This window comes from Methanobrevibacter sp. (genome assembly GCF_017410345.1).
In the GTDB taxonomy this organism is placed as follows: Archaea; Methanobacteriota; Methanobacteria; order Methanobacteriales; family Methanobacteriaceae; genus Methanobrevibacter.
In genome coordinates this window covers 25,722-40,433 of the sequence record NZ_JAFQQZ010000044.1, presented here as the reverse complement: position 1 = coordinate 40,433, position 14,712 = coordinate 25,722, and the positions used below count along the sequence as shown (strand labels likewise).

At 35.8% G+C, this 14,712-nt stretch carries 12 protein-coding genes; 7 read left to right on the top strand and 5 right to left on the bottom strand.

The annotated features are described in order from the left end of the window. The first annotated feature begins 39 nt into the window (after positions 1–39). The 5 genes from IJE13_RS05595 (at position 40) to IJE13_RS05575 (ending at position 4,878) form a co-directional block, all read left to right on the top strand. The gene (locus IJE13_RS05595; RefSeq protein WP_292778100.1) at positions 40–849 is read left to right on the top strand and encodes a dihydroorotate dehydrogenase electron transfer subunit; all 810 of its coding nucleotides are present in this window, start codon (positions 40–42) and stop codon (positions 847–849) included. Positions 850–920: 71 nt separating this feature from the next. Further along, complete coding sequence (locus IJE13_RS05590; RefSeq protein WP_292778098.1) at positions 921–1,979, top strand: AI-2E family transporter; 1,059 nt, start codon at positions 921–923, stop codon at positions 1,977–1,979. A gap of 55 nt (positions 1,980–2,034) precedes the next feature. Further along, positions 2,035–3,954 carry a DNA-directed DNA polymerase gene (locus tag IJE13_RS05585; RefSeq protein WP_292778096.1) on the top strand — a complete coding sequence of 640 codons (1,920 nt, stop codon included), beginning with the start codon at positions 2,035–2,037 and terminating at the stop codon, positions 3,952–3,954. Between the two features lie 115 nt (positions 3,955–4,069). Beyond that, positions 4,070–4,453: a putative zinc-binding protein gene (locus IJE13_RS05580; protein ID WP_292778094.1), complete on the top strand. Its 384-nt coding sequence runs from the start codon at positions 4,070–4,072 to the stop codon at positions 4,451–4,453. Positions 4,454–4,485: 32 nt separating this feature from the next. Then, positions 4,486–4,878 carry a hypothetical protein gene (locus IJE13_RS05575; protein WP_292778092.1) on the top strand — a complete coding sequence of 131 codons (393 nt, stop codon included), beginning with the start codon at positions 4,486–4,488 and terminating at the stop codon, positions 4,876–4,878. 489 nt (positions 4,879–5,367) lie between these two features. Here the strand turns inward: IJE13_RS05575 and comC are convergent, their stop codons facing one another. The 4 genes from comC to psmB form a co-directional block, all read right to left on the bottom strand. Then, entirely contained in the window at positions 5,368–6,396 is a 1,029-nt protein-coding gene (gene comC / locus IJE13_RS05570; RefSeq protein WP_292778090.1) for an L-sulfolactate dehydrogenase, read from the bottom strand. 158 nt (positions 6,397–6,554) lie between these two features. Beyond that, complete coding sequence (gene purM / locus IJE13_RS05565) at positions 6,555–7,574, bottom strand: phosphoribosylformylglycinamidine cyclo-ligase (protein WP_292778088.1); 1,020 nt, start codon at positions 7,572–7,574, stop codon at positions 6,555–6,557. Between the two features lie 284 nt (positions 7,575–7,858). Beyond that, positions 7,859–9,769, bottom strand: coding sequence for a beta-CASP ribonuclease aCPSF1 (locus tag IJE13_RS05560; RefSeq protein WP_292778086.1), 1,911 nt, complete (start codon positions 9,767–9,769; stop codon positions 7,859–7,861). A 459-nt stretch (positions 9,770–10,228) separates the two neighbouring features. After that, complete coding sequence (psmB, locus tag IJE13_RS05555; protein WP_292778084.1) at positions 10,229–10,852, bottom strand: archaeal proteasome endopeptidase complex subunit beta; 624 nt, start codon at positions 10,850–10,852, stop codon at positions 10,229–10,231. 641 nt (positions 10,853–11,493) lie between these two features. Between psmB and IJE13_RS05550 the strand changes: the two genes are divergently transcribed. Continuing rightward, a complete protein-coding gene (locus IJE13_RS05550) occupies positions 11,494–12,252 on the top strand; it encodes a class I SAM-dependent methyltransferase family protein (RefSeq protein ID WP_292778082.1) in 759 nt (252 codons plus the stop codon). A gap of 96 nt (positions 12,253–12,348) precedes the next feature. Further along, positions 12,349–13,536: an NAD(P)/FAD-dependent oxidoreductase gene (locus IJE13_RS05545; protein WP_292778080.1), complete on the top strand. Its 1,188-nt coding sequence runs from the start codon at positions 12,349–12,351 to the stop codon at positions 13,534–13,536. 83 nt (positions 13,537–13,619) lie between these two features. On the opposite strand, the gene cofG is transcribed toward IJE13_RS05545, so the two are convergent. After that, a complete protein-coding gene (gene cofG, locus IJE13_RS05540; RefSeq protein ID WP_292778272.1) occupies positions 13,620–14,657 on the bottom strand; it encodes a 7,8-didemethyl-8-hydroxy-5-deazariboflavin synthase subunit CofG in 1,038 nt (345 codons plus the stop codon). Positions 14,658–14,712: the final 55 nt, after the last annotated feature.

The following is a 14,712-nucleotide window of genomic DNA, read 5'->3' as shown; positions in this document are numbered from 1 at the left end:
TAAATTGAGGTTGAAAAGTTTGGTATTGTTGGTGATAAGATGAATGTACCTAAAGTTATAGAGATTAAAAAGATTATAGAAGAAACTCCTACAATTAAAACCTTTATTTTTGATTGGACTATGGTTGGTGAAAACATTCCTACTCCTGGTCAATTTGTAATGGTATGGAATTTCAAGGATGAAAAGCCAATGTCCATTTCATATATTGATGTTGCTGAAGGCGAGTTTGGAATAACCGTCAAGAAGGTAGGTGAATTCACTGAAGCCTTGCATACATTGAAGGAAGGTGACAAGTTAGGCATTAGAGGACCTTATGGAAATGGATTTGACACTGATTTGAAAGGCATGAAAGTCTTGGCCATTGGCGGTGGAGTTGGAATGGCTCCTATTGCTTCCTTTACTGAAGAGGCATTGAAGAAAAAAGCTCAAGTTGATGTTGTTTGTGCCGCACAGACCAAGGATGAACTCTTGTTCAATGACCGCTTGAAGGCAAAAGGCGCAAAGGTTTATACCTGTACTGATGATGGATCCTGCGGTTTCAAGGGATTTGCAATCCATAGGGTATTGCAATTGATTGAGCATAAGGAGTATGACTGGGCGGTTGTTTGTGGTCCTGAAGTAATGATGAGGCCATTGTACGGCAGTCTTGAAGCCAATATGATTGAGGGAGAATACTCAATGGAACGTTATATGAAATGTGCCATAGGTGTTTGCGGCCAATGCTGTGTAGACAATACCGGTTGGAGAATATGTGCTGAAGGGCCTGTTTTCTCATCAGATCAGGTTTCACAAATCGTAGAGTTTGGTAAGTTCCATAGAACTGCCTCTGGATTAAAACAATACTTTTAAATAGGACTAATTAGATTATTTAAAATAGAATTTAAGATTATTAGATAGAACTTATTATTAGTTTTGATATTATGTTTAATTTAAGTGAAAACAAATATGGCTTGCATATTATTATCATAGTGGTCTTGCTGATACTTTCATTCATTACCATTGCTCCAGTCTTGAATATGGTATTGTTAGGGGCAATGATAGCTTATGGTGTTAGGCCGGTTGCTGGAAGAATACAGACCAAATTGAAGTATCCTTCAATTTCAATCATTTTGGCGATAATATTGGTTGTCATTCCATTGATCTTATTGCTCGGATATGTATTTTGGGATATTTCCAATTTCGCTACAATGTATCTGGCTTCTAATCCAAGCGGCTCTGAAGTAACTTTGGATAAAGGATTTTCAAATATTGTGGGCAGTTTGCCGGTTGATGTGCAATTGACCGCACAGAACTTCTTCAATTCAATTTCCCTATACTTGCAGGAAGGCTTCACTTATATCTTGCAATACATTGTGGCTTTGGCTAAAAGCTTTTCAGACATTATAATAAAACTATTTGTATTGTTCTGTTCAATATATTACTTTGCTAAGGATGGAGACGGTGTTTGGGAATATTTGTTTGCATTTGTTCCAGATGCCCATAAGGACTTCTTTGACAAGACAATCGATGAGATTGCAAATGTATTGAAAAGCATTTTCTATGGTCACTTCCTGACAGCAGTAATCATTGGTATAATGGCAGGAATTGGTTATGCCCTTTTAGGATATCAGTTTGCATTGCTCTTGGGAGTAATCACTGGAATACTTCAATTGATTCCTATATTCGGGCCATGGCCTATTTACTGGGGATTGGCAGCTTATGATGTTTTTGTAACTGGCAATGTCGTACAGGCAGTCCTGACCCTTATTTGGGGTTTTGTGCTTAGCCTAAGTGATATGTATATCCGTCCGGCATTGGCTGGTAAGTATGCTGATATTCATGCATTGATTCTTTTGGTTGGATTCATGGCAGGACCTTATGTATTTGGAATTGTAGGTTTCATTTTAGGACCATTGATTTTAGGAATAACTTATGCGGTTATCAAGTCCCTTAAGGAAGAGCTTGAAAGCGATAATAAAGGGGATACTGAAGAATATTAATAGAGAAAATTGATAATTATCAAATAATTATTTCATTAATTTTTAGGTTGATAGGATGGTAAAAAGAAATATAGTTCTTTTGGATATTGATTACATAACTCATGACGAAAAGCCAGTCATGAGATTATTTGGGAAGGTAAAAGGGGGAGAGTCCAATAATCTGATTGCATTGGACGACAGTTTCGTTCCTTACTTGTATGTTTTGCCTTCATCCAATATTGATAGATGCATAAAAGATTTGGAAGAACTATCTGATAATGGGGAAGTGGAATATGTAAAGCTTGAAAAGGTAACTAAAAAGGACTTTCAGGTTCCAACCGAATTCGTTAAAATCAGCTTCAACCATCCTCAAGACGTACCTAAATACAGAGATAAGATTTGGGATCTGGACTCTGTAAAACAGCTTAGAGAACATGACATTCCATTTTACAGACGTTATCTGATTGACAATGCATTGGTTCCTATGGCTGAACTGGAATTGGAAGGAGAACTCATTGATTCATTTGAGACTATTGATAGCGATAATGATTCTCTTGAAATTCTTAAATTATCCAAATCTCCAATTACTGCAAACGCTGATTTTCAAAACTTCAGGATGATGAGCTTTGACCTGGAGGTTCGAAACCCTCATGGAATGCCAAATCCTAGTGAAGATGAGATCATCATGATTGGAATCGACAGTAATGTTGGAGTTCGAAAAGTAATTTCAACCAAGGGAGATGAGTTTGAAAACGACCCTGAAATGTACTTCATAGAAAAGGTTGACAATGAAAAGGAAATGATCGAATCCTTTATCAAAACCGTAAAGGAAAACAATATTGATATTATCATCGGATATAACTCTGACCTCTTTGACTTCCCATATCTCAAGGATAGGGCAAAGTTATGGGGTCTTGACTTGGACCTTGGTGTTGATGGTTCCACCATGAAATCAATTAGAAGAGGATTCAACAATGCAGCAGTATTCAAAGGCCTTCTTCACGTTGATTTGTATTTGGTCATGAGAAGATACATGTCCCTTGACAGATACACTTTAGAGAGGGTTTACTTTGAGTTCTTTGGAGAGGAAAAGATAGATGTTCCAGGAGACAGAATATATGAATTCTGGGACAATGGCGGCAAGGAACTGAAGAATCTGTTCAAATACTCTCTTGATGATGTGGTATCAACATTGAAGATAGCTCAGGAAACATTGCCGTTGAACTTGGAACTCACCCGTATTGTAGGTCAGCCATTCGTAGACGTGACCCGTATGGCTACAGGCCAACAGGCAGAATGGTATCTGGTGAGAAAGGCTTATGAAGTTGATGAGGTTGTACCGAACAAGCCTAACTTGACTCAAAAGAACATCAAGGAAAGAGGAAGCAATTCTGGGGGATATGTGAAGGATCCTGAAATCGGTTTGCATGAGAATCTGGTTCAGTTCGACTTCAAGAGTCTGTATCCTACATTGATTATTTCAAAGAACATTTCTCCAGATGTTTTGGTTAAGGACAATGTGTCATATAATGCCAAGTTTGAAGACTTTGAAACCGGCTATGATGATATAGATAATCTAAGAGAGGAAGAGTTATCTTCAGAGATTGATAACGATGAAGAGTATTATATCTCACCTGAGCACTTCTTCAAGTTCAAGAAGGAGCCTCAAGGTTTCATTCCATCCGCTTTGGAAGACATTTTGAATGAAAGGTTTGCCGTAAAGAATAGGATGAAGGCAACTGATGACCCTGTTTTAAGGAAGAGTCTTGATGTTCAGCAGCAGGCTTTAAAGCGTTTGGCAAATACAATGTATGGAGTTTATGGATTCCTGCGTTTCCGTTGGTATTCATTTGAATGTGCACAGTCCATTACAGCATGGGGACGTCAGCACATTAAGAAAGCCATGAAGGAAGCTGAGGCTTATGGATTCAAGGCCATTTATGCAGATACCGATGGTTTCTATGCAAAGTATGTTCCTGAAATGAAAAAGGAATAGTTTGAATCATTAGTTAAAAATTAGAATTATTATTTATTATTAAAATTATTATTTAAAAATTTCATTAGATTTTCATTAGAATTATCATTATAATTATTATTTAGGATGTGTGTTTATGGAAGAAAAAATTGCTTTGGCAGCATGTAGCGGCATGAGTCCGAATGGATTGGTGGCAAGAGTTGCAGTTCATGACTTGGCTATTGATGATGTGGAGATCCTATCCATTTGCATGGGTTCAACTTCCGCAAATGTTGAAGGTTTTACAAGAGTTCTTGACAAGTATCCGATTTTGGCAATCAATGGTTGTGAAGGAAATTGTGTTGGAAAGATTCTAAGGGATAAAGGTGTGGAAGTCATTGATGAGCTCAATGTTGGAGACATTTTGGCTGAAACAGAATACAAGGCAAATGATGCTGCAAGATTGGATGATGAAGGGGAAATCTGTGTAAAGATTGTCAAGGAAATCATTGAAGATAAGATCAATGAATTCGATTTATAATTTAATATATTTTTTCACTTTAGGTGATTTCTATGGTAAAGCCGGTTAAAGTTCATGATAATAATCTATGGGATAATTTCATAAAAGAATCAGAACAATATTTTGCAGTCTTAAGCCCAGGGACTAAAATCGCATTCTTTGTTGGTGAGAGCGATAAGAATTTCTTGCTTGTAGAAAGAACAGAAGGAGCTATTGATTCAAAGTTCAATGTTAATAGTTCCCTCAACATGATGGAAACAGATTTGTTTTTCACAGTTGCTGAAGATGATGCAGCTGAACTGTTAGATGATCCAAGCAAACTTTCAACTTTCATCAAAGAGGGCAAGTTAGGAATATTCTGTCTGGTCGATGATGTGGTCATGGCAGAAAAGGGTCTTGATAAATTCTTACATGATATAGGTTTTGCACCATCTTGTGCAATTTAATTTTTTTAAAATTTTTTCATTATTTCTTTTTTTCAATTTTTTAAAAATTTTCATCTTTCATATTTTCATAATTTATTTTTTTATTAAATTTCACATATTCACAAAATCGTTTTTTCACTTTTTAACTATTTTTCTATTTTTCATTTGTGTTATGTAGATTACCTATTATCAAAATTAACAATATTATTCAAACTTTTAGTATTTTCATTATTTGATTAATTATTTTAATACTTATCAATATAAACTATAATTTAATGAACTTTTATTATTAAAATTTTTATAGTAATTGAAATGTCATAATTTTAGTATTTTTTTCATAAAAATTTTAAAAAAATTAGTGAAAAATGAGAAAATTTTAAAATATCTTTTTTCTTAGAAACAGTTGATATGTAAAAATAGTAAAATTAGTAAAAATAGTAAAAATAAAAAAAGCTGTAAAAAAAAAATAAATTGAAAAAGTTTTGTTCAAACTTTTTCTTAAACTTTAATCTAGTCAGTCAAGTAACTGTCTAAATCAATATCTTCAGCATCACAAATGGTCTTTAAGGTTTCATAGAGTTTTTCATCTATTTCCAAACCATTTTTCTCATTTTGAGCAATCATTCTGACTTCAAGGTCTCCTGGTACGAATGTGTCACCGGATTCTCTGATTTCCTTGACGAATTCCTCGACCTGTTCCTTGAATGCGTCAATTGAAACGAATTTAGCGGGGTTGATTGCTACAAACAAGTCCCCTTTGTTACAGTCTTCCTTGTAATCTCCTGCAGTACCGGTCACATGGGTACCGAATGCAGCATTTACGAGAGGGCCGCACATGATTTCAATCATGAAGCTTAAAGCGTATCCTTTTACTCCACCGAATGGAAGGATTGAACCGCCTAATGCAGCTTCAGGATCAGTGGTAGGATTTCCATCCTTGTCAATTGCAGTGTTTGGAGGAATTTCGACACCTTTTCTTTTAGCTTCAAGGATCTTTCCTCTTGCGCTTACAGCAGTTGCCATATCTACAGCAATGTAGGTTTCAGAAGGGATACCAATAGCTATTGGGTTGGTTCCAAGAATAGCCTTTTTACCGCCTAAAGGTGCTACTCCAGGTTCAGTGTTACAAATTACAATACCAATCATGTCATTTCTAATGGCCAAGTCGGAATAATATCCGGTTATTCCAAAGTGGTTTGAATTGAATGTACCTACTGCAGCGATACCGGTTTCCTTTGCCTTGTTGATTGCCATCATCATTGCTTCATGTGCAATGTATTGTCCGAATAGGCTTTTACCGTCAATCAATGCAATGGAATCCTCATCCTTTACAACTTCGTAGTCTCCTTTGGTTTCAATGAAACCGTTGTTGATTCCTCTGATGTATTGTGGGAATCTTCCAAGTCCATGTGAAGTGAAACCTTTCAAGTCAGAGTCTAAGGTCGCTTCGGTAATTATCTTTGCATGGTCTTCCTGCACTCCAATATTGACCAAGATTTCATTTACAAGTTTTCTCTCATTTTCAACACTAATTCTCATATTTTCCCTCCTTAATGATTGGCATTTGTTGAAATATCTTTGTAATTATTATTTTTTTTAATGCATTTTTTAAGATTAATAAATAGTAATTAATCTTTAAATTTTTTAAAATTATTATTGGAATTTTATGTTATTTTTTATTTTTAATTATGATTGAATTAATATTCGATTACAGTTCCTTCAAAGGTTTTAACGGTGATCTTCTCTTCACCGGTAACTGTTCCCACTTTGTAGGCTTCGATGTTTTCGCTTAATGCTTCAACTACTGCATCAGCTTCTTCTGGACTTGCGATTACGCAGAATCCGATTCCCATATTGAAGACCTTGTACATCTCTTCCAAAGGAACTCCTTGTTCGTAGATCAATTTGAAGATGTCCTGTGGTTCAGGATAATCTGTAATGTCAAAACCGATTCCTTTCTTAAGTCTTGAAAGGTTATTTACCCCTCCACCGGTCATATGAGCAAGACCTTTGATGTTGAAGTCATGTTTAAGAAGTTCAACAATGGCTTTTACGTATAGTTGAGTTGGCTTTAACAATTCTTCACCGATGGTAGTGTCTGAATTTGGCATCTTGTCATCTACAGTGAATCCGCCGTCTTCAAAGATTGCCCTTCTTGCGAGGCTTAAACCGTTACTGTGAATACCGCTGCTTCTAAGACCGATAAGGATGTCTCCTTCCTCAATGTCTGCACCGGTTATGATTTTGTCCTTGTCCACAAATCCGATTCCGGTTCCTGCCAAGTCAAAGTCCTTTACAATTCCAGGAAGGGAAGCGGTTTCTCCACCGATGATAGCGATTTGGGATTCTTCTGCTCCTTTAACAAGGCCGTCTGCAATCTCTTCAGCTACTTTTGGATCAGGTTCCTCAACTGCCAAGTAGTCTACCAATGCAATAGGCTCCGCACCTACACAAAGGATGTCGTTGACTACCATTGCAATCATGTCAATTCCAACGGTATCATATTTTTCCATCATTTTTGCTACTAATATCTTGCTTCCTACACCATCAGTACTCATTGCAATGGCCTTATCGCCAAGTTCAACCAATGCCGCAAAGTGTCCGCTGTCAGTAATGATATTCCTATATTCCAATGTTGGCTGCAATTTTGAAGCTAATTTTGAAACGGTCAATGCTTCAAGGTCAATGTCAACACCGGATTCTGAATAAGTAACCATAAAATTCACCTAATAATAATTTTAATAATCTATATTTTTTTAAAAGTTCTTTATTTTAAATAGGCTATTATAATGAATTAAATAATAGCTAACATTATAATATTTGTTTTAGCTATTATTTATATTATATTAATTATTTTAAGTATTAAAAATTAAAAAAAAATAAAATTTAGTTTAAAATAAAATTTTTAGATTAAAAATTTTATAATAATTTCCACTCTCAAAATATAAAATTTTAAGATTAAAAATTTATAATTTCCAATCTTAAAAAATAAAATTTAGATTTATTGAAGTCTGGTCGCTTCAAGAATAAGTGGAGTTTTGGTCTCTACCTTATAGCTTCTGTGAATGCTTGAAGCGAGATCAACAGTCTTGTATGGGTCTCCGTGACAGGTGATGATCTTATCTGGTCTTGGATGCAATCTTTTTGCAAATTCCATCAATTGTCTTCTGTTGGAGTGACCACTGAATCCTTCAATTGTCTTTACGTCCATCTTAACATTGAAGACTCTGGTTTTTCCTGTTTCATCTTCAAGTGGTATTTCCTTGTGTCCTTTTTGAATCTTTCTACCAAGGGAACCTTCGGATTGGTAACCTACGAAGACGATTGTGTTGTTCTTGTCTTCACATAGCCATTTGAAGTACTCTACAGAGTTTCCTCCAGTCATCATACCAGAGGTTGAAAGTATGATTGAAGGCTCTCCTTCAACAATCTGCTTTCTTTCAGCATTGTTTTGAACCTTATTGAATGATTCTGAAATGAATGGGTTTCTGCCCATATGGAAGATTTGGTCTCTCAAGTCCTTGCTTAGGTACTCAGGCCTTGCAGTATGGACTGCAGTCGCTTCCCAAATCATACCATCCAAGTGGATTGGCACTTCATCAATCATGCCATGGCGCATGTATTCCTCAAGCACAATCATCAATTCCTGTGCTCTTCCTACGGCAAATACAGGAACCAAGACTTTTCCGCCACGTTTCAAGGTTTTGTAGATGGTCTTCATCAATTCTTTTTCCGCATTGTTTCTTGAAGGGGTGACATCCTCATGTCCACCATATGTACTTTCCATCACACAGCTTTCCACCCTTGGGAATCTGGTGGTTGCAGGTTCCAGGAGTCTGCTTCTTTCGTATTTGAAGTCTCCGGTGTAAAGCATATTGTGTGCACCGTCACCGATGTGGAAGTGGCACATAGCGGAACCTAAGATGTGTCCTGCATTATGCAAGGTCAATTTGATGTCTGGAGAGATGTCAGTCACCACACCGTAATCAAGAGTGATTGTGTGCTTGATCATTTTCTGCACATGCTTCACATTGAAAGGAAGAGGGTTGTTTTCCCTATGTGCAATGTCGATGTAATCCATTTGCAATAGGGTCATCAGGTCTCTTGTTGCTGTGGTACAGTAGACGGGACCTTCGTAACCATAGTGGTAAAGGTAAGGAATGAATCCGCAGTGGTCCAAGTGAGCGTGTGACACTACAACAGCATCCAAGTCCTGGATTGAAAACTCAGGAACTCCAAGCATTGGGAATTTGGTTTTGTCATCCTGTCCTGCTACGTTCACTCCGCAGTCAAGCAATACTCTACTGTTTGGGGTTTGAAGCAACATGCATGAACGTCCTACCTCTTTGAATCCTCCCATAGCAGTCAATCTGGTCCATTCGTTAGGATATTTTCCCCCTTGGTGAATTCTTGCACCTAAAGTCTGTAGGATTTTCTTTCTTTCCTTACTGTTGTGCATCAATGTATTTCTGATTCTGTCAATCACATCAGATCTGATTGGAGGAGTCCTTAAGATCTTTGGAGCCCAACCGGTTTTTCTAACGATTTCCCTTGAGGTGACTCCATATTTTCCAATGACAAGACCAGGCTTGGTAGCTTCTATTACCACTTCATTGGTAACTTCATCAAAAGTGATGTTTGAGATTTCAGCATCTTCCGGAACTATCTCTTCAACCTTTTTAATGGTTTCATCATATGGAAGTAAAACTGATTTGTCTGATCTGATTATGATTCTTTTTCTAAGTTCCTTTGCCAAGTTTCGAATCAGGTCACCATTGTCTGCTACAATGTCTGGGTTTTTTGTGTAAATGACTACCTCAGGACCTTCAAATTCAATATTTGCCAATTGAACTTCATCAGGTAGTTTTTTTATGATTTTTTGTTTGATTTCTTCTAAAACGTTTGAAGCCATATTATCACTTCGAAAAATAGACGTATAAAATTAGCATATGGCATAAAGTCAATATTTTTGTAATCTTCTAATTTTCAGTTCTTTAAATTTCGTTTATAGAATTGTTCTTTTAAAAATATTCGTTAAGTAAATTTTGGTTAATTTTTAAATAAGCTGCTTATAACTCAAATAAGTAAATTAAATAATTAAAATAATTAACTATCGGATAATCCTAAATCTAACTAGGAATTATGAAATTAAAATTAAATTAAAGAATATTGATTTCAATATCAATATTCTTTTATTAAATAAACAGCTTGTGTGTCATAAAAAAGATGTTTACTTAATTTATTGCATATACTATCTATACTGTAATATGTAAAATTAGTTGTAAAATAAAGTTAAAAAATTAATAATTCGTATAAATTTTTTAGTTATTGGATTTTTCAACAATAGATTCAACTTTTAATTGAATCTTTTTTATTTATTGATCTTTTCAATAATAGATTCAACTTCTTCTTTTTCTAACATTTTAAATCCGTCTTTAGTAACTTCCGCTACTAAGAAGCCATTTCCAGAGTAAGTGTCTCTTTCTGTAGCAGCCTTGATGGATCTAATAGCCAATTCCTTAGCTTCCTCTACAGTGATGTCTTCGTGGAATCTGTCTTCAAGAACACCATATGCAAATGTAGAACCGGAACCGGTAGAAATGAAGGTATCCTTAATCATACCACCTGCTGCATCCAATGAATAGATTGATGCGCCGGTTTCATCTACTCCTCCGATAAGAGTTTGTACATATGCTGGTGAGGAGTGTAATATGTTAGAACTTACAGCTGCAGCTGCTTCGATACTGATATCCTTGCCATTTCTTAATCTGTATAATGCGGTTTCAGCGCTAATGATTTTCATTAGGCTTTGTGCACCTGCAACAGATCCTGCAATGGTTGCTGCAATGTGATTGTCAATTTTGAATATCTTTTCAGCTACTTTGTGAGCAACAAGGTTTCCCATACTTGCTCTTCTTTCGCTTGCGAATACAACACCGTCAACACAGGTAATTCCCACAGTGGTGGTACCTTCAAAAGTGTTTTTTTCAGCCATATTAATACACCTCGCATAATAATGTAAAATTAAATTTAAAGTATAAAGTAATCTTAAATAATAAAATATAATCTAAAATAATGATTGAAATTATTATTAATTAAAATTAGAGCTGTCAGGTTTTCAAGTCATATTAAATTCATAAAATTAAGTTAATGTTCTTAGAATATAACCGCTTTTCCTAACCTATTCTTATTATGTTATACATTATATATAATAGTTTCGTTATTTTTGGTAATTTTATAATAATTTCATGTTTCAGATTTATTTTTTTATAATTTTTTAATTTATTTAAATCAGATTATTCTTTTATTGAAGATTAATTCATTATTTATTTTTAATTTAACTTAATATTTTTATTTTTTTATTCAAACTACCTATTGCCAATCAATATTTTTCTTTAAGAATTAATATTGATTTTAATAACTTTAATTTATTTTAATGTATCTACATTTATTATTAATTTTGTATTATATAAATGTTTTTAAATTAGTTTAATATTTTTATTGAATGGTTTATTCTGTTAAGTCTTTATTTGCTTATTTACAAAAAATATTTTATTTTATTAGAATAAATTATAATTATTGAATTTATTTCATTGATTGTATAAGATGATCTTATTCACTTTTTCAGGTGTTATTTTGAAATGGAAGAAAATTGGAGATATTCTAATAGTTGACAGCAAGTTCAATGAGAATCAGGATTTGGAAGCCATTGCATCAAAGCATAATGTCAAGTCAATTATTAGGATAGAAAGAATCGAAGGACAAAAAAGAGAGCCGACCATAAGTCTTCTTTATGGTAGCGAAACTGAGACCATACATAAGGAAAACGGATGCTTGTTTAATTTGGATCTTTCTAGGGTGATGTGGGCCAAAGGAAACAATAATGAGAGGCTCAGAATTGCCAAATTAGTCACTAAGGGAGAGACTGTAGTGGACATGTTTGCCGGAATCGGCTATTTTTCCATTCCAATTGGAGTTCATAGTGAGGCTAAGAAAATCTATTCAATTGAAATCAATCCAAATTCCTATCATTTCCTGAAGAGAAACATTGAATTGAATAAGATCAATGAAAAGGCAAATTATGAGAGAATGATTCCAATCTTAGGGGATTGCGCTGTGGAAGCTCCCAAATACTCTGCAGATAGGGTATTGATGGGATATGTGAAGACAACCCATCACTTCCTAAAGCCGGCAATGGAATGCGTTAAGGACGGAGGGATAATACATTATCATGAAACGGTTCCGGATAAGCTGATTGGGACCCGTCCGTATGAGAGAGTAAAGGAGATGGCTTGGGAATGTGGCGAGAGGGAAGTTGAAGTCTTGAATGTTCAAAGGATTAAAAGATATTCTCCAGGTGTTGAGCATATAGTATTGGATGCGAGAATTTTTTAAAAAATTTTTTATAACTGTTCATTAAAACTATAATATGTAATAATTATTTTCATAAGAACTTATGATTGCACTTTTTATTTTTAAGGAAGAAGTATCATGATTGAAACTGATGTATTGGTAATTGGCGGAGGACCTGCAGGCTCTTCAGCTGCAAGATTTGCAGCTAAAGGAGGAGTTGATGTAATCATTATAGACAAGAAATCCGAAATTGGATTTCCTAAAAGATGTGCTGAAGGGGTTTCAAAGAAGATTTTTGAGAAATTGGACCTTGAGGCGGATCCTCATTGGATTACCAATGAAATTAGCGGGGTAAGATTCGTTGCTCCTGACGGAACTGACATATGGCTTGGTGAGGATCAGATAGACCTGCCTGATGCAGGCTATGTATTGGAACGTAAGGTCTTTGATAAGCATATGGCAGCTGAAGCTGCAAGGGAAGGGGCAAAAATCAGAATCAAGACCCAAGCTAAAGGCCTTGAAAGAGCAGATGATGGAACATTCATCGTAACTTGTGAATCAATGGGTGAGACCTTTGACATTCATGCCAAAATCATAATCGGTGCAGATGGTCCGGAGTCTCATGTTGCCAAATGGGCAGGTTTGAATGCATACCTCAAGCCCCAGCATATGGTGGCGGGTGTGCAGTTTGAAATGTGCAATGTCAAGATGAAAAGGAATGATTATCTTGAGTTCTATTTCGGAAGCGTTGCTCCAGGAGGTTATTTCTGGCTATTCCCTAAAGGTGGAGATGTTGCAAATGTAGGTCTTGGTGTCATTACAAACATGGCTCAAAAATCCGCTTATGAATACCTTGTTGATGCGGCTGACAACTGTTATGCAACTCAAGATGCTCAGGCAGTTGAATTGAATTCAGGTGGGGATCCGGTTGGAGGTCTTGTCAAGGAAATGTACGGAGACAACATCATGCTTGTTGGGGATGCTGCAAGTCAGGTCAATCCTTTGACCGGTGGTGGAATAACCAATGGTATGTTAGGTGGAAAATTCGCCGGCCAAGTGGCTGCAGAAGCAATCAAGGCAGGGGACTGTTCAAAGAATTTCCTTAAGAAGTATGAAAAATTGTATTTAGAGGAAATGGGCAGTGAAATGCAAAAGTACACTAAAGTAACTGAGTATCTATGGACTTTGGATGATGATGACATAAATAAGATTGCCCATAAATTCAAGGAAACTGAATTTGATAAGCTGACTACAAGTGATATTGTAAAAATAGTTATTAAATCCAATCCAAAAGCACTTTTGAAGTTAGCCAGACTTTTTTTATAGCCAAGCTTTTTGGCCTTCGGCCAAAACCTTGACCAAAATTTTTTTCAATATTATTATTAAATCTTTTTTTTAAAAAAAGGAGATTAATTATTATTAATCTCTTCTTGAGCTCTTTTTGTTTTTTCCAGCAAATCTGGATTTTCAATGTATTTCTCATTTATGTATTTTTCATAAATTGCAAGCCTTTCCTTTAATTCGTATCCTGCATCGTTAGTCAGTTTTTCAAGTTTTTCCAATGTTGGCCATGGAGATGATGGGTTCACGTAATCTTCGCTTAATGGTGAGACTCCTCCCCAGTCATCAGTGCCGCAGAGAAGGAATATCTGGCTTGTTTCATAGTTTAGGTTTGGTGGGACCTGAACTGAAACGTCCTCATCGAAAAGGAGCTGTGCAGCTGCAACGGTTCTGACCATATCCAAAAGGCTTGGCTCTTCATAGCTTTCCATTTCAATTCCAGGGCTTACAGTAAAGTTTTGTATGATCACCTCTTGAATGTGGCCATACTTATCGCAAAGCTCCTTTATCTTAAGCAGTGAATCAGCTATTTCTTCCTTGGTTTCACCGATTCCAATCAATATTCCAGTGGTGTATGCAATATTGAGCTTTCCGGCATTTTCTATAGTTTGGAGTCTTATTTTAGGATCTTTTCCAGGACTTTTTTCGTGAGCTATTGTGCTCATCAATCTCTCTGATGAACTTTCGAGCATCATTCCCATTGAGATATTGTACTCTTTAAGTTTTTTCATATCTTCGTATGGGAAGTTTCCTGCATTTGTGTGAGGAAGGAGATCTGTTTCCTCAACGGTCATCTTGCAGATGTCATAGATGTAATCAATCATGTTATTATAGCCTGATTTCTCTAACTTTGCCTTTACAGCAGGTTCTGTATCTGCATCCTCACCCATTGTAAACAATGCTTCCTTGCAGCCGTACTTTTCAGCTTCCTTCAATGTAGCCAATACCTCTTCCTTGTCCAACAATATGATTGCATCAGGATCATCCGGGCTTTGCTTGAATGCACAGTATCCGCAATCATTTCTGCATATCTTTGTAAGTGGAATGAAGACATTTTTGGAATATGTCACATAATCGCTTTCCCTTTTGGAATTGGCTAAAGCCATAATCTTTAGAATGTCCTCTTTCTTGCATTCCAAAATAGCTATTAGGTCCTCACGA

Bases quoted from the DNA above. Each gene is read 5' to 3' on its own strand.
- IJE13_RS05595 (WP_292778100.1), top strand. From the start codon at position 40: ATGAATGTACCTAAAGTTATAGAGATTAAAAAGATTATAGAAGAAACT.
- IJE13_RS05590 (WP_292778098.1), top strand. From the start codon at position 921: ATGTTTAATTTAAGTGAAAACAAATATGGCTTGCATATTATTATCATA.
- IJE13_RS05585 (WP_292778096.1), top strand. From the start codon at position 2,035: ATGGTAAAAAGAAATATAGTTCTTTTGGATATTGATTACATAACTCAT.
- IJE13_RS05580 (WP_292778094.1), top strand. From the start codon at position 4,070: ATGGAAGAAAAAATTGCTTTGGCAGCATGTAGCGGCATGAGTCCGAAT.
- IJE13_RS05575 (WP_292778092.1), top strand. From the start codon at position 4,486: ATGGTAAAGCCGGTTAAAGTTCATGATAATAATCTATGGGATAATTTC.
- comC (WP_292778090.1), bottom strand. From the start codon at position 6,396: ATGAGAATTAGTGTTGAAAATGAGAGAAAACTTGTAAATGAAATCTTG.
- purM (WP_292778088.1), bottom strand. From the start codon at position 7,574: ATGGTTACTTATTCAGAATCCGGTGTTGACATTGACCTTGAAGCATTG.
- IJE13_RS05560 (WP_292778086.1), bottom strand. From the start codon at position 9,769: ATGGCTTCAAACGTTTTAGAAGAAATCAAACAAAAAATCATAAAAAAA.
- psmB (WP_292778084.1), bottom strand. From the start codon at position 10,852: ATGGCTGAAAAAAACACTTTTGAAGGTACCACCACTGTGGGAATTACC.
- IJE13_RS05545 (WP_292778080.1), top strand. From the start codon at position 12,349: ATGATTGAAACTGATGTATTGGTAATTGGCGGAGGACCTGCAGGCTCT.
- cofG (WP_292778272.1), bottom strand. From the start codon at position 14,657: ATGGCTTTAGCCAATTCCAAAAGGGAAAGCGATTATGTGACATATTCC.